The following is a 20,781-nucleotide window of genomic DNA, read 5'->3' as shown; positions in this document are numbered from 1 at the left end:
CTGCCAAGGGGCTTGCGCCGAACTAACTCGGGCTATACGCCCGAGTGGATTTCTTGTATGTCGTTGCACTGCTCCCGTGGGAGTCTCCACTGGTTTGCTCCATATCCTATTGATTAGTTCACAATTTAGTTGTTTAATTCGCCAGTAATTGTATGCTCTCCTTAGAAGAAAGAGTGGAAGGCGGCGACTCCTGCGGGAAAGCGGAGTGTTGAGACCCCGCAGGAGCTTGCGACGAGGAGGCTCAGCGCTTCGCCCGCGGAAAGCGTCCGCCTGGAACGATTTCTTCAGACCTACTCTGGTTAAAAACATTGCTCCTACATCGCTGCGTTAGCTTAGTCGCAAGTTTCACAAGCTGAATTCTATTCAGCCCATAAAGTTGACTGAACGCTCGCTCGGTTTGAGTGCAAAAGAAAAGGGAGTACTTCACTCCCTTTCTTTTTTCTTGCTTATGCTATTATTCTACTTAATTTTCTGTCATTAGGCAATTATTATTTACTCATTGGTGTTTCTTAGTGAAGCTTCAGCTTATTGGACCACTGGCTCAGGCTCAGGCATTGGTGTTTCATTGCCAAGAACGGCCATTTCCAATAGTTCGGCTACATCGTATGTTCCAACTTCATCTTCGACTTCTTTGGCTTTCGTACCATCTGACAGCATTGTCAGGCAGTATGGACAGCCTGAAGAAATCATGGTCGGATTGACTTCAAGTGCTTGTTCCGTACGGGCAACGTTGACGCGATGGCCTGCATCTTCTTCCATCCACATCATTCCCCCGCCAGCTCCACAGCACATGCCGTCTTGGCGGTTGCGGACCATTTCGACCAATTCCACGCCTTCAATCGCTTTCAATATCTCGCGCGGTGCGTCGTAGACATCGTTGTAGCGGCCGAGGTAACAGGAATCGTGGAACGTGATTCGCTCGTTTACCGGGAATTGCGGCTTCAAACGGCCATCTTGGACCAGTTCGAACAGCATTTCGGTATGGTGGTAGACTTCTGCTTTAAAGCCGAAATCCGGGTATTCGTTTTTAAAGATGTTATAAGCATGCGGGTCAATCGTGACGATTTTCTTGATTTCCGCTTTTTCGAATTCTTTGATGTTGCCTGTCGCCAGTTCCTGGAACAGGAATTCGTTTCCGAGACGGCGCGGAGTGTCACCTGAGTTCTTTTCTTTGTTGCCAAGAATCGCGAATTTCACTCCTGCTTCGTTCATCAAACGGGCAAATGACAAGGCGATTTTTTGTGAACGGCTGTCGAATGAACCCATTGATCCAACCCAGAACAGGAATTCGAATTCTTCGCCGGCTTTGTTCATTTCTTTAACAGTTGGAATTGAAATATCTGGACGTGCATCTCTCCAGTTTTCTTTTTCTTTACGGTTAAGTCCCCAAGGATTCCCTTGCTTTTCGATGTTTGTCATCGCACGCTGAGCATCTTTGTCCATTTTCCCTTCCGTCATTACCAGGTAACGGCGAAGGTCGATGATTTTGTCGACGTGCTCGTTCATAACCGGACATTGGTCTTCACAGTTACGGCAAGTCGTACATGCCCAGATTTCTTCTTCTGTGATGACGTCTCCGATCAAGCTCGGGCTGTATAGCTCATCGATGCTGATTCCTTCAGCGCCGGCAGCCATCGCCAATTGGTTTCCTTGCGTATTGTTGAATGCCATTGCCGGCACCCATGGTTTTTTCTGTGTCATGACGGCACCTGTATTAGTCAGGTTGTCACGAAGTTTTGTAATAAGATCCATCGGAGACAGCATTTTCCCTGTTCCGGTTGCCGGACACATATTTGTACAGCGTCCGCACTCTACGCAGGCGTAGAAATCGATCATCTGCCCTTGTGTAAAGTCGGTGATTTTTCCGACACCGAACGAAGGCACAGCATCCGGATCTTCTTCATCTTCCATCTCTTCAAAGTTGATCGGCTTCAAACGGCCGACATGGTCCACTCGGTGGAACCATGTGTTGACCGGTCCGAAGATCAAGTGAGCGTGTTTCGATTGTGGAACATAAACCAGGAATGTCAGCAGGAACAATAAGTGTGCCCACCACATAACGTAGAAAATCGTTACAGTTGCAGCTTCAGGCAACCAAGAGAATGCAGCAGCAACAAGTGAAGCGACTGGTTCAGTCCAAGCACCTTCGTGTCCGTGCCAAAGCATGGCCATTCCGTTGCCGATTAATACAGTTACCATCAAACCACCGATGAAAATAAGCACCAGCCCTGATTTCCATCCGCGCTTCAAACGAACAAGCTTTTCAATGTAACGTCTGTAGAACGCCCAGACCACCGCTACCAGAATCGTCAATGTGACGATTTCCTGGAAGAAAGTGAAAGCCGGGTAAAGCGGTCCTAACGGCAAATGTGAATCCGGCGACAAACCTTTGATGATAAAATCAATGGCACTCGCCTGAACCAACAGGAAGCCATAGAAGAACATCACGTGAATCGTTCCGCTCTTCTTATCTTTCATTAATTTCTTTTGTCCAAAAACATTGACCATAACTTTCCGTAAGCGCTCGTTGAAGTTTTCCTCAAACTCGACCTTTTGGCCAAGCTTGATGAAATCATATCTCGACTTCAATAAATAAATGAAGAGATAGATGGCGTAAGCGGTTACAGCTATGAATAAAACCCAGTTTGCAATGAGCAATGGCTCCATCGTGATATCCCCCTTGTGTGTATATTCTAAAAATTCCCTACCCAAAGTTTACGTGAACACTAATAGATTGTCGATACTATGTTCTAGTTTAAAATATGAATGAGCATTCAGTCAACCTAAATTTAAAAGAGTTTTCAAATTTCAAGCATTGAATGTTTGCTACACATAAGATACCAGTTAACGATTTTAAAATCTACAGTTCTTTTGTATGGAGAATAGACTATCAAACGACAAAAAACCATCATCCATAAATGGATGATGGCTCTGCTTTATTGAAAATCAATCGAAAAAAGATATTCTCCGAAATAATCTTGAACATGTTTTCTCTTTTCTGGCATTGCACCGACCAGAACGCAAGTTGCCGGTCCGGCGGAGCTGCCGACGTCAAGATCCGCAGAAAATTCCACGGCATTGCCCATCAGCAATTCTGCTTCATGCGCAATGCCTTTCGATCCGACTGGCCAAACACGTTCGATCAGCTCCGATTCCAAAGCTTTTTTAATGGCAGCCAAATCAGCGATTTGATCGGCCTTCGTGAGGACGTCTTCTCCGACCAATGGAATCCCGTAGACAAACCAGTTCAAAGATCCAGCCGCTGCTTGTTTGCGAGACTGTTTTCCGATTATCGTCACGGCGATTCCGGATTGTAAAGTGGCCATATTGGTTTCCGTGCTGCCCGAAATCGGCGGCAGCCGGGTTTCGGCTTCAGCAAAAAGGTCAGCGATGCCCGCCGCATAGGCATCCCAATGAGCAGCACCACTAAAATTGTGAAGCAACACTGCCTGCGGTTCGCTACCGGATGCCCATTGTTCAAGCAACGCGACCCGTGCGGCAAATTTAGCCGTGATGGAATCTGGAGCCTGGACCACATCCTGCTGTTTTTCACCGATGGCTGCAGAATTATCTGAAGTGATGACAAAACCATCTATCGAAATCTCATGACGCATGCAGTGAACCTCCACGTACTCTCAGCACGTAAGGCATCAGCAAAGCAGCCACTCCGGCATTAAGGGAAGCCGCAATTACCAGACCCGGTGCTGAAGCATAGAAAAATGCCGGCGACAAAAGAAAGTAGAACGGAACGGCTGCGACCATACCGTTGCCAACGATGAATGCTGGCCATTTCAACCACCGTTTTCTCGCACTATGCAATATCGCGAACAGCCAGACGACTGCCCACATTTCAAACGCAATGATCAGATGAAACGGTCCGAGCGGCATGCCGCCAAACAAAGCCGAAATCAAATGGCCGAATGCCGCGATGGTCCCTGCGAGCGGTGCTGAAAAAAACAACACGGCTACCAAGGCCGGCATTGAATCAAGTGCAATGGATGCAATGCCGAGCGGAATTTTGATCATGCCGCCAATTGCGGATAAGCTGATGAATAAAGCCGCCAGCGCCAGTTTCTGAGCCGTCATCCTATTCCACCGACTTTTTGCTGCGCCCGCCGTTCTTGAAAACTTTAGCGCTGCGTACGTATTCATTATCCGGAACGCCGGCACGTGAATTGACGACACGTGCTGCAGCAAACAGGTAATCGGATAAGCGGTTCAAATAGCGCTGGACTACAGGCGGAAAATCTTCTCCTGCTCTCATCAACGTTACTGTCTGGCGCTCAGCACGGCGCGTAATCGTGCGTGCAATATGCATAGTTGCCGCCGCCGGCGAACCTCCAGGCAGGATAAAGCGCTCCAGCAATGGAGGCTCTTCCATCAATTCATCGATGCGTTTTTCCAAAACTTCCACCGGTTCTTCCGTCATTTTGTAATTGGGTTCTTTACGGACATCGGCCAAGTCGCCGCCGCAATCGAACAATTCGTTTTGGATGGCTTCCAAGTCCGCCAACAAGTCGGCGTATAAGTCAGGTGCCAATTCGGTCATCGCTTTGCCGATAAATGAATTCACTTCATCAATGGTGCCGTAAGCCTCAACGCGTGGTGCATCTTTGTCTGTGCGTGCTCCGATTAAACTAGTTTGCCCTTTGTCTCCGGTTTTTGTGTAAATTTTCATGTTCATCTGCCCCTTTTTCCGCTTTCACGGAATGAATTTTTACTTCAGTTTTTCTGGAATCCCATACCAAATGCGTGTAATGCTGTGTGCTTCAGCAAATAAGAACTGATAGATCCTGCCCAGAACGTCGCGCATTTCCCGTTCAATCCGCTCAGTCGGCACAATGCCGCGATTGAGATCCGTTAAAATCCAGGTTTGCTGCGTTTGTTCCCGACCGACCGTTTTTTTCACTTGCTCCATTAAATATTCTTCTGTAAAACCCTGTTCAAGCTGCTGTTTGACCCACAGCTCCAAACCGGCAATGACTATATTTATTTCTGTAGCTGAAGGTTCTGGCAACCGCCCTTCATTCCATTGGGCTACCTGGCCTTCCAGCCGGTCTTTCACATATTGCCGCTTGCCGTTAAAGGCTCCACCGAAAACGATGTGCATAATGCCCGCTCCTCGAACGCTTGGCGGTTTGGCCACGTTAAAATGTGGCAGCCCCCGTGCAGCGCAATTTGATCTTGAAATTTTTCATTCAATGCCTGAGCCATCAGGTAACGAATCGGACCGCCGTGGAGAACCAATGTAACTGTATTGCCTTCCGGCAGTTTTCGGATGCCTTGTTCAATCCGCTGAGCCATGTCCGTAAGGCTTTCACCGCCAGGAGGCTTGCTGTTCCAAGGATTATCTATCCAGTTGCGGTACAGTTCAATGTCTTTCAGCTCTTCATAGGTTTTCATTTCCCATTGGCCAAAATGGCATTCCCGTAAATCCCGGTTTGCTCTGTAGACTGCATTCGGAAACAGTATCGCTGCCGTCTGGCGGCACCTCTTCAGGTCACTGCCCATAACGGTTTGAAGTTTCAGGTCAGGTTGTGTCTGAAACGGAAGGATCGCTTCATCGGTCCAACCGATATAACACTTTTGTTGATTGCCTTTTGTAGGGGCATGGCGAATTAAACGAAGAATAAAAGGCTGATCCATAATAAAATCTCCACTCCTTCCACATACGCACCGAACAAATCACCCGTCACGCCGCCGAAATTCCGAAGGCACCAGGCGCGGAACAGCCAAAGCGATCCGGCCACTAGCACCAGCAGCGTCAGTGCAATCCAACTAGTTGTGCTCCAAACCAATAACACGAAACCGATGGCAATAAAAATCAGCGCGGCTATGAACAGCTTTCTGTGGTCTGCCCGTTGTTGGAAAAATGCTGCCAGCCCTTTTGGTTTTGCTGAACAGGTCGTGCTGAACAATGCCAGCAAGCCGATTCTGGCTAACACCGGGATGAATAAAATCAGCACCAGCGAAACGGCCTGTACCGATTCCGCCACCACAATGATTTTCCCGACAATCGCCAACAGCAAAATCATGGTGCCAAAAGCGCCAATCCGCGGATCTCCCATGATGTCTAGCCGTTTATCCCGGTCCTGATAGGAAAAATAAGCATCCCCGGTATCCGCCAGGCCGTCCATATGGAGTCCCCCGGTCAGTACCATGCCAATGACTACGACGGTAAATCCGATCAACAGCGAACTGACATCCGTTGTTTCTCTCAAAAGCCATACTGCTCCGGCCAAGGCACTGCCAAAAAGCACACCCAGTACAGGCAACATCGCATACATCGCAGTGATATGGGCTTTTTCCATCGGCAGCTGTTTCTTTACCGAAATCACCGAGAAAAATTGAAGCGCCAATAGTAATCCTGTCCCTAACTGCCGGCTCATAAACTCGCCTCCATGATTTCTTCGACTTTCTGCCAGTCCAAGTGGCTCTTGACATGTTGTGCCCAGCGGTCAAATGGGTCTGCCACAGCTTCGGGTAATGGCACTGGCAAATTTTTCCGCTTGCGGATAGGTGCCAAAAAGGCAGTCCGGCACTCGCGATTCCGGAAAAATCCATGCAGATGCGTGCCCAGCACCTGTTCATGGAAATAGCCTTCTGATGAATTTCCACTGCTTATAAGCGGATAGTCTGTTTGCTTCACGTTGCCGTGGTGGATTTCATAGCCGGTGACAGAAACTTTCGCATCTGAAAATGCAGCGAGGCCGTTCTTTCGTTGGACCACTTTCTGTTTTTCGAACTGGACATGCATATTCGGCACCAAGCCAAATCCCCGTTCTCTTTCTATTGCGATGCCATCATGGCCTTCGGGATCCGCCAGGGTTTCAGCCAACATCTGAAATCCGCCGCATAAGCCGACAATCCATGTATTCCCCTTCAATTCCTGGAGTTTTATGCCAAGCCCCTGCTTTCTCCAATAGCGCAAATCTGCAATCGTGCTTTTTGTGCCTGGCAGCAACAAGATATCCGGCTGTCCAATGTCTTCGACCGTTTCCGCCCAGCGGATGGTCACATCCGGTTCATTCAGAAACGGTTCTACATCTGTGAAATTCGAGATGTAAGGATGCCTGCAGATGACCAGTTCAATAGGATTTTCCACTCTGGCTATCCGCTGTACGGCCTGCACACCAAGTGAATCTTCCTGTTCGATTTCATGGCTGGCCATGTACGGGATGACCCCGAGCACCGGAATGCCTGTATACGATTCCAGAAACTGGACGCCGTCTTTAAAGAGCTGCGCATCGCCATGGAATTTATTGATGATCAAGCCTTTGACCCGTTCCGGTTCAGGCATCAAAGCGAGCGTTCCGACAATCGAGGCAAACACACCGCCACGTTCGATGTCGGCGACCAAAATCACCGGCACATCCGCCCGTTTTGCCACCGCCATGTTGACCAGCTCCCGGTCGTTCAAATTGACTTCAGCCGGGCTTCCGGCTCCTTCGATGACCACATGGGAAAAGTCTTTGGCAAGGTTGGCAAGTGCCTGATCGATGGCTTCCTGCCCTTTTTCATAAAACCGGGTCCGGTAATCCATGCCATCCATCGTCGCCAGTTTTTTGCCGAACAGCACGACCTGAGACTTCATGCCGCTTTCCGGCTTCAGCAGAATCGGATTCATGTCCACTGTCGCCAGTGTCCGTGCCGCTTCGGCTTGGACACCCTGGGCACGGCCGATTTCTTCTCCTTTTACTGTCACATAGGAATTATTCGACATGTTCTGTGATTTGAAGGGAGCCACTTTCATTCCCTGATCGGAAAAAATCCGGCAAAAAGCTGTACAGATCATGCTTTTCCCGACATCTGAAGCGGTTCCTTGAATCATAATTCCGCGCATCTTGTCACTTCCTTCTGAATGCCAGGCCGTTTTCCATTTCAATGGCCTGATCGGCTTGCTGCACGAGCCAGATGTGGATGCGCCCGAGCCAGCTTTGGTAAAGTTCGTCGCGCACGAAATCGTCCAGCACTTCGTTCGAGACGACTGTCAGCAAATTAACGGTATCCAGCAAAGCAAGAATCGTCTGCTGCAGGCGATTCCATTTCTCTTCCATGCACCCCGGTTGATCGGCGCACATATTGCCCGTTTCCCAACCCTCGTAAAGCTCATTAGCCAGCCACGTCGTCACACAATCCCATAACACCAGGTCTTCCGGCTGCAGTTTTTCTAAAACACTCTCCATGCGGTAAGCTTGCTCAACGGTATGCCAACCGTCTTGAAAACGATCTAGACGGTGGCGTTCAATGCGTTTCTTCATTTCTTCATCATAAGCTTGCCCGCTGGCTATGTATACTTTCCGCGCGCTTCCCGCAGCGCGGACGACAGATTCCGCATAGGCACTTTTGCCGCTTCGGACTCCGCCGCTGATAAATATCAATTGGCCTTGAGCCATTCCTTAATCGCCTCCCGCAATTTCGTCATGTTTTCCGTTGATTTCATGCCGATTCGAAACCAGTTGCCGTCCATTCCTTGAAATGATTCGGTATGGCGAAGGACGATTCCAGCTTTTAAGAAATCTGTAAAAAATGCTGCAGAACAACTTGAATCCGGCAATTGGAATGACAGGAAATTAACTGCGGAAGCAGTGCTCCGGCAATTGTTTGCTGCTAAAAACTGCTGCATTTTTCGGCGTTCCCCGGAAGCGGCTTGGATGACGTTGCGGCGGTAATCTGCTTCTCCTAAACACTTGGCTCCGATAACAGCCGATAAGGCATTGACGTTCCAATGCGCTGCCCCTTGCTTCAATTGGCCGATCTTTTCTGCCGCACTGACCACATAGCCGAGGCGCAACCCCGGAATGGCGTACATTTTGGTCATCGAACGGACAATGAAAACATTCGGAAAAGCCGGCAAGAACGGCATAAAGGAAGCCTCTTCTCCAATAAAATCAATAAAAGCTTCATCAATCACAAGTTCACAGTCGTGTTCCAGGCAAATCTGCGCAATTTCCTGAAGGGTCTCGGTGTCCAGTAACGTACCTGTCGGATTATGCGGATTGCAGATGTACAGCGCTGCGCATCCCGGGATTATGTTCCGGACATCTTGAACGGTCAATTGCCAGCCGTTTTCCGGCACCAATTGCAGCGCTTTGATCTGGACATTTTCCGCTTCCAGCGTTTGGCGGTATTCGGAAAATGCCGGTTCGATCAAGACAACCTGCCGGCTCCGATATCTTCTGGCCAGCCAAGTGAAAATTTCAGCTGCCCCGTTGCCTGCAGCGACTTCACCGGCCGCCACATCATGGAATTTGGCAGCTGACGTACGGAACGGTTCTCCATCCGGATCTGGATAAGAACCGGTCAAACCCAGCATATCGGGCCAAATCTCCTCCAAAAAAGCCGGTGGGCCAAAAGGATGGACATTTTCGCTGAAATCTAAAATCTGTGGCGGCGGGCTGATGCCTGCCTGTTTGTATAAACGAAGTGGATTGGCTCCATGATTAGGCAATTCCAAGAAAAATTCCTCCTAAAGCAAACAAGATGAAAAAACCAGTGGTGGCCGTCTGCATCTGGCTGACGGCTTCTTTTATGTGGCTTGCTTCCAGTGGATAAACCGGCGTACCCATGCGTGCACGCTGCGACTCGATTCCACGGTAGCGGTTCAATCCGCCCAGTTCTACACCTAATTGCACGGCTGTCGCCGCTTCCAGCCAGCCGCTGTTCGGACTCGGATGCTTTGGTGCATCCCGCAGCCATTCCGTAAAACGCTGACGCATGGTCAGTGATCGTTTGTTAGAAGTGAGGATTAAAATCAAACATCCGGTCAGGCGGCTCGGAATGAAGTTCAGTACATCATCCGCTTTTGCAGAGGCAAAACCGAACTGCTCAAACTCTTCATTTCGGTAGCCCACCATCGAATCAAGTGTATTGACGGATTTATACAGCCACAAGCCCGGAGCGCCGAGCAGAAATGCCCAGAACAGCGGTGCAGTGACGCCATCGCTGGTATTCTCCGACACCGTCTCCACGACGCCTCTTGTAATTTCACTTTCGTTTAAACCTTCTGTATCCCTGCCGACAATCCAGGACAACTTTTCACGTGCCAGGACAATGTTTTTATTCGTCAATGGATTGTAGACCTCCATCGCTGCGTCTTTCAGGCTCCTCTGTGCAAGCCCGGAAGCGATCAATACGGCTTCTACAGCAATTCCCAAAAACGCATTTAAAGAATAAGCCCAAAAAACAGCTGCATAAACGAGCAGAAAAACGGTAACAGCAATCGTTCCCAGGAGCCAAAAACCGTTTCGGAAAGCGTTCGGTCCGTGATTCCAGTGTTTGGTCAACTTGCGGATTGCAGTCCCGATCCAGCGGACAGGATGTGGCCAATTGGGCGGATCACCAATTATACGGTCAATGGCCAAGCCCAGCGCAATAGCAATCAGATGTGAAATCATAGACTTTTCGCTTTCGCCAACTGATACAATTTGAGCGCTTCAATGGTGCATTCGAAAACACCGACGCCGATCAGTTTTCCAAGTTCAGTGATGGGACCGGCATAAGGCAATTCCTCGCCTTGCTGCGTGGCCGCTACCAGGCAGCTGTCAGTGGACGTCCCGGTCGCGATCGTTCCGGTCAGTGGATCTTTGACTTGCTCCTGCTGAAGGGCTTTGGTCTTCGCTTCTGTTGCAGTGATCATCGCTTGGATAAACGCTTCATCGGATAAGATGCCATTGACCAGGATCCAGGTATTGATGGTCCCGACACGCAAGGTGCGCTCTACCGCTTTTGAGACGTCAACGCCGTTTCCAACACCAGCAGTGACAGCAATCACCACTGAGCCGAATGGGCCCTCATACTCTTTAATGATGGCATCTTCCGTTTGGACAGCTGTCATCATCCCTACTGTGTCCGTCGTTTTCAGTCCGCTTTCTTCGATATACTCGGACATTTCCTGGACACTGTTGTTGATGTTGTAAAATGCATCCACATGGCGGTTCATGAAATTGCGGAACCAACCGGAGCCCGCATTGACGACTGCGGATGATACCGTTTTTAACGGAATCGGACTCTGGTAGAGCACCATGTCTTTGGAAATCCGGAAGTCCTCTGCCCGTATGCTTGCATCAGTGGATTCACGCTCGACACCCGGCAATAAAGTGATCTGCGGTTTAGGCAGTTCCGGATGCGGGTGATTGCTGACGCGTGTATGATAGACGGTTTCAATATCTTGTTCCCGAACCACTTCATGCGGTTCGCCGATCCGGACGACCCCTCCTCCATCCATCAGCAGCAATTGATCGCAATACATGGAAGCCAGGTTGATATCGTGAAAAATAGAGACAATCGTCAAGTCTTTTTCAATGGCCTGCTTTTTGATGGTATCGAGCAATTCCTTCTGGTGGTTGATATCCAGATGGTTGGTCGGCTCATCCAAAAGCAGGATCCCTGCATCTTGTGCCAGAGCCTGTGCCACGAAGACGCGCTGTTGTTCGCCGCCCGACATCCGATCGATTTGTGTCTGTTCATATTGGCTGATGTCCATCAACACCATCGCTTCCACAACAGCTTCTTCGTCTTCATCCGACCAGGAAGAAAACCAGCCGCTTTGATGCGGATACCTGCCAAGTGACACCGTTTCACGAACCGTATGGGCAAAAGCGTGGGCATGCAATTGAGGCAAGACCGCCATTTTCCTGGCCAGTTCTTTCGCCGTAAAATCAGTCATGGGTTTGCCGTCGATCCGGACTTCTCCACCTGCAGCAGGAAGCACTCCACTGATCAATTTCATCAAGGTAGATTTGCCGCTTCCATTGGGCCCCAAAATCCCGAGGATAGAGCCTTTATTGACAGTAAAAGACACGTCGTTGACGATATTCTTCTCGCCATAGCCGCCTGTTATTCCTTTTATTTCAAGCATGGTCATGCCCCTCCTTTGCGTTGCCGGAAAAAGATGAATGCAAATACCGGTGCTCCGATAAATGCGGTAATGACACCGATCGGCAATTCCGTCGGTGAGATGATTGTTCTCGACACCAAGTCACAAATGATCAATAACGCGGCTCCATTGATGAACGATAATGGCAAGACGTGGCGATGATCCGATCCCCATAATAAGCGGGTCATATGCGGCACCACCAGACCGACAAAGCCGATGGTTCCGGAAACTGAAACGGCTGCTCCTGTCAGTACCGAACCGCCGATTAAGATGATCATTTTGCTCTTTCTGACATCGACGCCCAAATGTTGTGCGCGTTCTTCACCAAACAGCATGGCGTTCAATTCTCTGCGCTTCAGCCACAAGACGAATGAACCGATCAAAACAAACGGCAGCGCCATCCGCACATATGGCCATCCGCGCATCGACACACTGCCCAGCAGCCAGCCGATGATTTGGCGAAGCTCTTCTCCCGTCAATGCAATCATCAGGGAGATAATTGAGCCCAGAAAAGAACTGAAGATGATGCCTGTTAAAATGACGGTTTCCATTTTCATGGAGCGATCCACCAATTTTGCGAAACTCATCACGGCGAGCATTGTCAGCAACGCCCCGATCATGCTCATGACCGGCAAAGTGAATGGTCCTAAAAATGGGATGGATATGCCAAAAAAGAGCGTCATCACAGCGCCGACTGAGGCACCGGAAGACACTCCCAGGGTGTAAGGATCGGCCAATGGGTTCTTCAGAAGCCCTTGGAACGCAGCCCCGGCAATCGCCAGTGCCGCTCCGACAAGCCCGGCTAAAATAACACGGGGCATGCGGATATTCCATAAAATATTGGCAGCTGCCTCATCCGAAGACGGATTCCATAACACGGTAGGCGAAATGGAAACCGTTCCGACCGTCACCCCCAGCAAAATGGCGCCTGCTAAAATCAGCAGCGAGACGCTGTATGCCAGTACATTCTTACTCATTGAACACTTCAGGGTAAACAGCTTTCGCCATTTCCATCAGCCCTTCTGATAAACGTGGGCCTGAACGGGTGAGCATGTCCGAATCCAGGTTATAGACAGCATCTTCTTTGACAGCTGTCACTTCCGCAAATCCATTGCGCGATTTGATTTGGTCGACCGCATCTTCGATATAGCCGCCTTCTGTTGTGATGATGACGTCTGGATCAGCTGCAACGACGGCTTCTGCGTCCATTTTTGCCCAGCCTTCCAAATCGCCCGCTATATTTTCAGCGTTGATGAGCGTCAACATTTCATCCATGAACGTGCCTTTTCCGGTCGTGTAGATGTCGGGTTCACTTCCGACTTCCAAAAAGACAGTCTTCGGCTCTTCGATTGTGCTTGCCAATTCTTCGATTTCCGCCACTTGGACTTCCATTTCAGAAACGATGCTTTCCGCCTCTTCCATGGTGCCTGTCGCTTGCGCGATCACTGTAATGGAATCGTAGACTTCATCAAAGCTGACGGCATTGTTGACTACAAATACATTGAGTCCAGCGTCACGCAACTGCTGTAACCCTGCATCGCCAACACCTAAGCCCGATTCATGCGCAAGCACCAAATCCGGTTGCAGGCCAATGATTTTTTCCACATTGAATTCCTGGCCGCCGATTTTTTCAATTTGCCCCGCTTCTTCCGGATAATTATCAAAATCCGAAACGCCGACTAAATTGTCGCCGACCCCCAATTCATAAGCGATTTCTGTATTTGATGGCACCATCGAAACGATGGCTCCCGGTTCTTCCTCAATCACCACTTCTTCGCCTACTGCATCCGTCAACGTCACCGGAAATTCTACATCCGCAACTTCCGTCGGCGGTTCCGCCGGCGTTTCAGTATCCTGTTCTTCTACGGGCGTCGCCGCATCTCCGCAACCCGCCATCAATAACGCGGCAAATCCTGCAGTGGCACCAAACTTCCAAATCTTCTTCATGAATAAATCCCCCTTGTTGTGTGTAGTGCTTTATTTTTATAAGTTGAACTAATGATTTTCGCCTGCTGATATTCCGTAAACCAGCTCCGCTTTCGGGCCCGCAGGATGTGGGTCATGCAGCTGGCGCGACAGGACGTCGCGGTGCCAGCTGCCAAGGGCTTGCGCCGAACTAACTCGGGCTTTTGGCCCGAGTTAGTTCGGCACTTCGCTATCCCGCTGGAGTCTCCACTGATTTACTCCATATCTATATGAGTACAGTAGAAAAACAGAGGCTTGCTTTGAATTCATTCAATTTCTTAGCGCCGGCGCGTCCAAGGGCTAGGCGAAGCAAGAAGACAGGTGTCCTTTGCCTGGCTTCTTGCGGGAGCCAATGAGGGAACCGGCATTCCTGGGACCTCATTGGCGACGAGCTTGCGCAGGAGCAATCGTCTTCGCTCTACCCAGAGCGTCCGAAGCATTGGGTAAAAGCCAGTTTCTTTAGTTCAACTTATCTAGCAATTTTTATATACGATATAAATAATTTCTCAAATGATTCAGATGCAGAAAGTTTGAAAAATCTCCTTGAGAACGCAAAATCCCCCGCAGCAAACTGCGGGGGATGGAAAGGACGCCATAAAAAAGCATGCGCATCCAGCCTTTCCTCGCAGGCGTTTGGGTGTGTCGTCATAAAGGCAGGTCTCCTGGCTTGTGGTCTTCGGTTTCTGCACCTTCCCAAAGCATTGCTTCAGTGGCATTTTGCAGATTCCTCTCACATACAGTGGCGGGACCGCGCCGGAATTAAACCGGCTTCCCTTTTAACTCATGTTCTTAGACATAAGCACCTTTATGAATGGTTCTCATATTCTGTTTCTTCATTTCATCCCGCTTCTAAAAGCGATAGATTCATTGATTGAAGTTTCTCTTTATTATACACGTAAACGTTTGTCTGTCTCTTACATTTTTTCCGGAGCTGCGACGCCGACTGTCTTCAACGCGTTGGCCAAGGTTGTTTTCACAGCCATGATCAATGCCAGACGGGCACCGGTCAATTCCGGGTTAGAGGCATCCAAGACTTTGTTGGCATTGTAGAAACTGTGGAAATTAGATGCCAATTCATGAATGTATGTTGTGATTCGGTGAGGTGCACGCTGCTTGGCTGCATCCGCAATGACTTGCGGGAAATCACCGATTTTCTTCAGAACATCGATTTCTTTTTCAGAAGTCAATAAGTTCAACTGGTCTTCTGAAACCGTCAATCCCTGTTCTTCTGCCTGACGCAAAATCGAAGAGATGCGGGCATGCGCATATTGCGAATAAAACACCGGGTTTTCATTGGATTGCGAAACAGCTAAATCCAAATCGAAGTCCATATGCGTATCGCCGGAACGCATGGCGAAGAAATAACGCACAGCATCCAAGCCGACCAATTCGACAAGCTCGCGCATCGTTACTGCTTTACCCGTACGTTTGCTCATCTTCATTTTTTCGCCGTCTTTGTACAATTGCACCATTTGGATGATGCTGACTTCAAGCGTGTCGCGGTCATAGCCAAGTGCTTCAATCGCCGCTTTCATGCGCGGGATATAGCCGTGGTGATCGGCTCCCCAAACATTGATGAGCTTTTCAAAACCACGCTGCAATTTATCTTCATGGTAAGCGATATCGGGCATCAAATACGTGTATGTGCCGTCGTTTTTGATCAGAACACGGTCTTTGTCGTCACCGAACGTTGTCGAACGGAACCACGTTGCACCGTCTTCTTCAAAAACATGGCCGTTAACACGCAATTTGGCTAAAGCTTCATCAATCTTGCCGTTTTTGTAAAGAGACGATTCAGAATACCATACATCGAATTTCACACGAAAATCCGCCAGATCCTGTTGCAATTTCGCCAATTCCACTTTCAATCCGTGCTGACGGAATTCTTCAAAGCGCTCTTCATGAGTCATGCTGACAAATTTGTCGCCATGTTCCTGTACCAACGCGTCTGCAATGTCTTTGATATCCTGTCCGCGGTAGCCATCTTCCGGCATGCTGTCGCCTTGGCCAAGTGCTTCAAAATAACGGGCTTCAATCGACAATGCCAAATTATTGATTTGATTGCCGGCATCGTTGATGTAGTATTCGCGTGATACGTCATATCCTGCAAAGTCCAATACATTGCACAGCGAATCGCCGACTGAAGATCCGCGGGCATGGCCCAAATGCAGGTCGCCTGTCGGGTTGGCTGATACAAATTCCACTTGGATGCGTTCGCCTGCCCCTGCAGTTGAACGGCCGTAATCCGCTTTCTGGTCGAGCACGGTTTTGACGACGTCCTGTAAGTAATCCTTTTTGATGGTGATGTTGATAAATCCAGGACCGGCGATTTCCACTGTCTGGATGTTCGCTGCGTCTTTATCAAGGTTTGCTACAATCGCTTCTGCAATCGCGCGGGGCGGCTTTTTCGCCAAACGCGTCAATTGCATCGCAATATTTGTGGCGTAATCGCCGTTCGCTTTGTCTTTTGGTGATTCCAGGCGAACTTCAACCGGTTCGGCTGTCAATTCCGCTTTTTCAATTGCTTCCGTAAATGCCGTTTTAATTGCCTGTTGGACTTTTTCTACTGCGTTCATCATTTAGCCTCCATAAACTGTATTTCCATTTCGTATTCACCGACAGGATCCGAGCCCAGTGCAAGGTCGTATCGGACTTTAAACCGCGTATCGCTGACCGACAATTCATGCGCCTTTGTCGTCAGCATAAATGACCCCTGTTCATTCGTCAGATTGCCGGTCTGTTCTTTATGTAATAAAAACGGGAGCCGCATCTGCAGGCCGCCGCTTCTCATAATCACCGCTTCGTCTTTTTGAAGTTTGACCGTTGTCCGGATTTCGAGTTCATCCTGCTGTTCGGCATATTGCAGGTAGCGCAGCTCGTTTTTCTCCGTCAAGGTTCCATGAGATTCCAATACCATCACTTGCTCTTCCATATCCGGCTGACGGATCGTCGTCGTCAGTTTGATCGTCACTGTCTTTTGCATGGCTCTCCGCCTCCCCGTCCTTTGATAACCTTTATATTATAGCTTGACTCGACTGTCTTTTTCAATGAAGGATTGGCGGTAACTGCAGATTAAGCAAAAGACCACATGTTTCAGCCTCAGCTGAATGCGCGTGGTCTTTCATCAATTGTTCATTTTAATGTGTCGTTGCTCATCTTGTATAGGTTGTGACAAAAGAAGGGCGCGGGAAAATATTCGGGCGTTTGTCGATGCCTTCCGCTGTGCCGCGCTTGGCATGAGCATGGCCATATGCTTGCGATTCCTGCCAGTCTTTAAACGATTGTTCGTCTTTCCATAAGGTCAGAATGGCGTACGTATCCGAATTCACCGGCCGCAATACGCGAATTGCCGCGAATCCTGGTTCTTTCTCCACCATCCCAGCTCGATTCTGGAAGCGCGACTCGAACAGCTCACGGCCTTCCTCCGACACCGGAATGTTATTGAATACGGCGTAATAGCCATCATTGATGTCTCCCACAGCATTCAACACCTGATATGCTTCTGCGCCCTGCAAACCAGGACCGCCTTCTGATTCATAGAGCAACACGGCTTCGTCATCATTGACCAGATAAATCAGCCGTGCATTTGCCAAGTTCGCCATCAGCATCACCGCCTGATCGCGATGGCCTGTCCATTTATACAATTCCATTGTCAGCACCTCTTCCAGATAAGTAGTCTCCATCTATCTTACCGGTTTTAAATTAAAGATTCTATTTTGGAGAGTCAGGTAGCTTTGAAGGTCCCAAATGGTCGGTGAAACCGGTACGTAAAATACAATAGAAAAAGCCAACTTGGAAAATTCCAAGCTGGCTCTTACTCCAGTAATATTGATTGGTATAAATAGTGCTTATATTTTTATTGTTGTCCAGCTCCAACGGCCAGCTCTTGCCTGTCGGAGGCCCACAGGATGTGGGTCAGGTAACCGTTGCGACAGGAAGCCGCGGTTTTAGGTTACCTTCCTTAGCCGTTTCCGCTTTTCTTATTGTCTAGACTCCAGCAGCCAGCCCCTCGAGTCGCTTCAGCCTTTCCAGCAATGGCACAGAACGCCATTACCGGCAAGGCTTCCAGCTCTTGTCGCGGCTAGACGGCTGCCTTCGCTTTTCTTATTGTCCAGACTCCAGCGCCCAGCTCTTCGGGGTCATAAGTCATTCCGGCTGTGCGGCAAAGAGCGCCGCTTCGCCGATCTGCCTTATGCCCGTCAGAGCTACACGGACGCTTACGCTTTTCTCTACTTTACCCAACCCAAAATCATTTCGCGCATCAGCTTGCTGGCTGTGTTCGCGGTTTGGTCGGAATGGTCGTAGACGGGAGCAAGCTCCACAAGATCAAAACCAACGACGTTGACGCCTGATGCTGCGATTGCGTGGATGGAAGCCAGCAGTTCGCGGGATGTGATGCCGCCTGCGTCGACGGTTCCAGTGCCCGGTGCATGTGCAGGATCCAACACATCCATATCGATCGTCACGTAGACATTGCGCCCTTCAAGGGTCGGCAATACTTCTTTCAACGGCTCCAGCACTTCGAATTTCGAGATGTGCATGCCTTGTTCTTTGGCCCACTCGAATTCTTCTTTCATGCCTGAACGGATGCCGAATGAATAGACGTTTTTCGGTCCGATATGGTCCGCGATTTTGCGGATCGGCGTTGAATGGGAGTACTCTTCGCCTTCGTAGTTTTCACGAAGATCGGTGTGCGCATCAAAATGGATGATCGCCAAGTCGTCATATTTGCTGGCAACTGCTTTCATAACCGGCAATGACACCAAATGCTCGCCGCCCATGCCCATTGGGATTTTATGATCAGCCAATAGGGTATGGACGTAAGTTTCGATTTCGATCAGGCTTTTTTCCGGATTGCCGAACGGCAAAGGAATGTCGCCTGCATCAAAAAACTTCACGTCTCCAAGCTCGCGGTCAAGATAGGGGCTGTATTCTTCCAGCCCAATCGATACTTCACGGATTTTGTTCGGGCCGAAACGGGATCCCGGACGGTAGCTGACTGTCCAGTCCATCGGCATGCCGTAGAGTACGGCTTTAGATTCTTCGTAATTCGGATGGCTTTTGATGAATACTTTTCCTGAATAAGTCTCGTCAAATCTCATCGTTTACTCTCCTGTCAAATCTTTCACGAATTTCGGCAATACGAAAGCGGCGTTATGCAGCTCAGGCGTATAGTATTTCGTATCGATTTCATGGAAACGTTCAGCCGGCACTTCCAATGGGTTGTATTTTTTCGAACCGATGGTGAATGCCCACAGACCGCTTGGATAAGTCGGGATATTCGCCAAGTACAAGTTGGTGATCGGGAAAATTTCCTTGACGTCGCTCTGCACCTGCTTGATCAAATCTGCTTTGAACCACGGGTTATCAGATTGCGCCACAAAAATGCCGTCTTCTTTCAAAGCTTTGGAAATGCCTGCATAGAAGCCTTTTGAGAATAAGTTGACTGCCGGTCCGACCGGTTCAGTTGAATCCACCATAATAACATCAAACTCGTTTTCCGATTCTGCGATGTGCATGAAGCCGTCCCCGACGATCACTTCCACGCGTGAATCTTCCAGGCCTGATGCAATGCTTGGCAGGAATTTTTTCGAGTACTCGATCACTTTGCCGTCAATATCGACAAGCGTCGCTTTTTTGACAGACGGGTGTTTCAGGATTTCACGGATGACGCCGCCATCGCCGCCACCGACAACCAGCACGTTTTCCGGATTCGGATGCGTGAACAATGGAACGTGTGCAACCATTTCATGATAGACGAATTCGTCTTTTTCAGAAGTCATGACCATGCCGTCCAAGAACAGCATATTGCCCCATTCTGCGGTTTCCGCCATTTCAAGGTATTGAAATTCCGTTTGCTCCGTGTGAAGCGTCTTGTTGATTTTCATTGTGATTCCGAAATTCTCTGTCTGTTTTTCTGTATACCAAAATCCTGCCATCTATAATCAAACTCCTTTTCACTCTAAATAAAATCCACCTAAAAAAGTATAAGTGTTTTCGGTAAAAGTGCAATATTTTTTTCCTATTCCTCTTTACCCGGGCTCAACTTCGTTACACATAAAATAAAAAGGTTTTCTGCACAGGGAATTTTTCCCTTCACAGAAAACCTTTTTAAAAGCCTGATGGTGCGGAGAAAGAGACATGAGGCATTGGCTTGGGTTTGGATCGCAATGGCTCACAGCACTTGCTCGCTATCAGGTGTCCTAGCTTTCTATTGAAAAGCTGTAGTTCTAGTGTACTGCCTTTTATAGACAACTTCAACCACCGTTTGGAAGCAAATTGAAATGTCACATTCTGTTCAAAAAGCTGGTTATTTGCTGTAAATCTCACTTTGACAAAATCTTCATTTATTGGCCAAGCAAATTTCCTTACTTCCGGCCAAGATCCTGATGGAGCTGTTCTGAGCTGCGCTGCCACATTTCCGGGTTATGGGTTTCCAGGTAGTTCGCCAGCACTTTTTTCGATGGTTCATCCATTTGATCGACGAGAATTTTGCGTTTCATCGATTTATCCATCCGGTTGACGTGGTCTGCCAAAATTTTATAGCCTCTGCGTTTCTCACGGTTAACCACCATTTCACATGCTGCGACTCCCGCGTAATAGGGCCCTTCCGGATTGAAATCGATGGTGATCCATACCAGCCAATAATCTTTGCCGCCGGCAGAATCTTCCGGGTTGGTGGTGAATTTGATGCCGCGCTCCACTTCACTGCGGGCATGCATGGCACCGATATCAATAAAAGCTTCCTGCTCTTCCACGTCGATGAACAGCGGAGAAACGTTCTCCAGAGACAAGGAACCGATGCCGTAGCCTTTATGGCCGTCTGTCGGATCGTTTTTTATAATGGTAAAGCCTACTTTTTGTTTTGGTTTTTCTTCGTTCGCCATTGTCTGAATCCTCCGTTCTGCTATGATGATAGTATTCTCAAGAAAAGGAGC

General features: G+C 48.9%; 20 protein-coding genes and 1 riboswitch. All 20 genes read right to left on the bottom strand.

Annotated features, from left to right (window positions below):
• Positions 1–525: 525 nt before the first annotated feature.
• A complete protein-coding gene (locus IRE19_RS01340) occupies positions 526–2,667 on the bottom strand; it encodes a (Fe-S)-binding protein (protein ID WP_203339049.1) in 2,142 nt (713 codons plus the stop codon).
• Between the two features lie 269 nt (positions 2,668–2,936).
• On the bottom strand, positions 2,937–3,614 hold the full coding sequence (locus tag IRE19_RS01335) for an alpha-ribazole-5-phosphate synthase (protein WP_203339048.1): 678 nt from the start codon (positions 3,612–3,614) through the stop codon (positions 2,937–2,939).
• Positions 3,604–4,086, bottom strand: coding sequence for an ECF transporter S component (locus tag IRE19_RS01330; RefSeq protein WP_203339047.1), 483 nt, complete (start codon positions 4,084–4,086; stop codon positions 3,604–3,606). Before IRE19_RS01330 ends, IRE19_RS01335 begins: the two co-directional genes overlap by 11 nt.
• 1 nt (position 4,087) lies before the next feature.
• Positions 4,088–4,678: a cob(I)yrinic acid a,c-diamide adenosyltransferase gene (locus tag IRE19_RS01325; protein ID WP_191713527.1), complete on the bottom strand. Its 591-nt coding sequence runs from the start codon at positions 4,676–4,678 to the stop codon at positions 4,088–4,090.
• 39 nt (positions 4,679–4,717) lie between these two features.
• Positions 4,718–5,110: a bifunctional adenosylcobinamide kinase/adenosylcobinamide-phosphate guanylyltransferase gene (locus IRE19_RS01320; RefSeq protein WP_238943028.1), complete on the bottom strand. Its 393-nt coding sequence runs from the start codon at positions 5,108–5,110 to the stop codon at positions 4,718–4,720.
• On the bottom strand, positions 5,062–5,646 hold the full coding sequence (locus tag IRE19_RS01315; RefSeq protein ID WP_191713526.1) for a histidine phosphatase family protein: 585 nt from the start codon (positions 5,644–5,646) through the stop codon (positions 5,062–5,064). The genes IRE19_RS01320 and IRE19_RS01315 overlap by 49 nt, the downstream gene beginning before the upstream one ends.
• Complete coding sequence (gene cobS / locus IRE19_RS01310) at positions 5,619–6,389, bottom strand: adenosylcobinamide-GDP ribazoletransferase (RefSeq protein ID WP_203339046.1); 771 nt, start codon at positions 6,387–6,389, stop codon at positions 5,619–5,621. Before cobS ends, IRE19_RS01315 begins: the two co-directional genes overlap by 28 nt.
• On the bottom strand, positions 6,386–7,843 hold the full coding sequence (locus IRE19_RS01305) for a cobyric acid synthase (protein ID WP_203339045.1): 1,458 nt from the start codon (positions 7,841–7,843) through the stop codon (positions 6,386–6,388). Before IRE19_RS01305 ends, cobS begins: the two co-directional genes overlap by 4 nt.
• Before the next feature lie 4 nt (positions 7,844–7,847).
• The gene (locus tag IRE19_RS01300; protein ID WP_203339044.1) at positions 7,848–8,396 is read right to left on the bottom strand and encodes a bifunctional adenosylcobinamide kinase/adenosylcobinamide-phosphate guanylyltransferase; all 549 of its coding nucleotides are present in this window, start codon (positions 8,394–8,396) and stop codon (positions 7,848–7,850) included.
• Positions 8,378–9,457 carry a pyridoxal phosphate-dependent aminotransferase gene (locus IRE19_RS01295; RefSeq protein ID WP_203339043.1) on the bottom strand — a complete coding sequence of 360 codons (1,080 nt, stop codon included), beginning with the start codon at positions 9,455–9,457 and terminating at the stop codon, positions 8,378–8,380. The genes IRE19_RS01300 and IRE19_RS01295 overlap by 19 nt, the downstream gene beginning before the upstream one ends.
• On the bottom strand, positions 9,444–10,397 hold the full coding sequence (gene cbiB, locus IRE19_RS01290; RefSeq protein ID WP_203339042.1) for an adenosylcobinamide-phosphate synthase CbiB: 954 nt from the start codon (positions 10,395–10,397) through the stop codon (positions 9,444–9,446). The genes IRE19_RS01295 and cbiB overlap by 14 nt, the downstream gene beginning before the upstream one ends.
• A complete protein-coding gene (locus tag IRE19_RS01285; RefSeq protein WP_203339041.1) occupies positions 10,394–11,860 on the bottom strand; it encodes an adenosylcobinamide amidohydrolase in 1,467 nt (488 codons plus the stop codon). Before IRE19_RS01285 ends, cbiB begins: the two co-directional genes overlap by 4 nt.
• 2 nt (positions 11,861–11,862) lie before the next feature.
• Positions 11,863–12,855 carry a FecCD family ABC transporter permease gene (locus IRE19_RS01280; RefSeq protein ID WP_203339040.1) on the bottom strand — a complete coding sequence of 331 codons (993 nt, stop codon included), beginning with the start codon at positions 12,853–12,855 and terminating at the stop codon, positions 11,863–11,865.
• Positions 12,848–13,825 carry an ABC transporter substrate-binding protein gene (locus IRE19_RS01275; RefSeq protein WP_203339039.1) on the bottom strand — a complete coding sequence of 326 codons (978 nt, stop codon included), beginning with the start codon at positions 13,823–13,825 and terminating at the stop codon, positions 12,848–12,850. Before IRE19_RS01275 ends, IRE19_RS01280 begins: the two co-directional genes overlap by 8 nt.
• Positions 13,826–14,478: 653 nt before the next feature.
• Positions 14,479–14,665, bottom strand: a riboswitch (cobalamin riboswitch).
• 92 nt (positions 14,666–14,757) lie between these two features.
• The gene (gene argS, locus IRE19_RS01270) at positions 14,758–16,419 is read right to left on the bottom strand and encodes an arginine--tRNA ligase (protein ID WP_203339678.1); all 1,662 of its coding nucleotides are present in this window, start codon (positions 16,417–16,419) and stop codon (positions 14,758–14,760) included.
• Positions 16,419–16,826 carry a YwiB family protein gene (locus tag IRE19_RS01265; protein WP_191713517.1) on the bottom strand — a complete coding sequence of 136 codons (408 nt, stop codon included), beginning with the start codon at positions 16,824–16,826 and terminating at the stop codon, positions 16,419–16,421. Before IRE19_RS01265 ends, argS begins: the two co-directional genes overlap by 1 nt.
• Positions 16,827–16,995: 169 nt before the next feature.
• Positions 16,996–17,493, bottom strand: a complete 498-nt coding sequence (locus IRE19_RS01260; RefSeq protein ID WP_203339038.1) for an antibiotic biosynthesis monooxygenase family protein — start codon at positions 17,491–17,493, stop codon at positions 16,996–16,998.
• A gap of 579 nt (positions 17,494–18,072) precedes the next feature.
• Complete coding sequence (speB, locus tag IRE19_RS01255; RefSeq protein WP_191713515.1) at positions 18,073–18,945, bottom strand: agmatinase; 873 nt, start codon at positions 18,943–18,945, stop codon at positions 18,073–18,075.
• 3 nt (positions 18,946–18,948) lie between these two features.
• Positions 18,949–19,782: a spermidine synthase gene (gene speE, locus IRE19_RS01250; RefSeq protein WP_191713514.1), complete on the bottom strand. Its 834-nt coding sequence runs from the start codon at positions 19,780–19,782 to the stop codon at positions 18,949–18,951.
• A gap of 429 nt (positions 19,783–20,211) precedes the next feature.
• Positions 20,212–20,730: a YwhD family protein gene (locus tag IRE19_RS01245; RefSeq protein WP_203339037.1), complete on the bottom strand. Its 519-nt coding sequence runs from the start codon at positions 20,728–20,730 to the stop codon at positions 20,212–20,214.
• Positions 20,731–20,781: the final 51 nt, after the last annotated feature.

Origin of the sequence: Planococcus beijingensis (assembly GCF_016820615.1) — a bacterium.
In the GTDB taxonomy this organism is placed as follows: domain Bacteria; phylum Bacillota; class Bacilli; order Bacillales_A; family Planococcaceae; genus Planococcus; species Planococcus notacanthi.
This window is presented reverse-complemented; position numbering and strand designations above follow the sequence as displayed.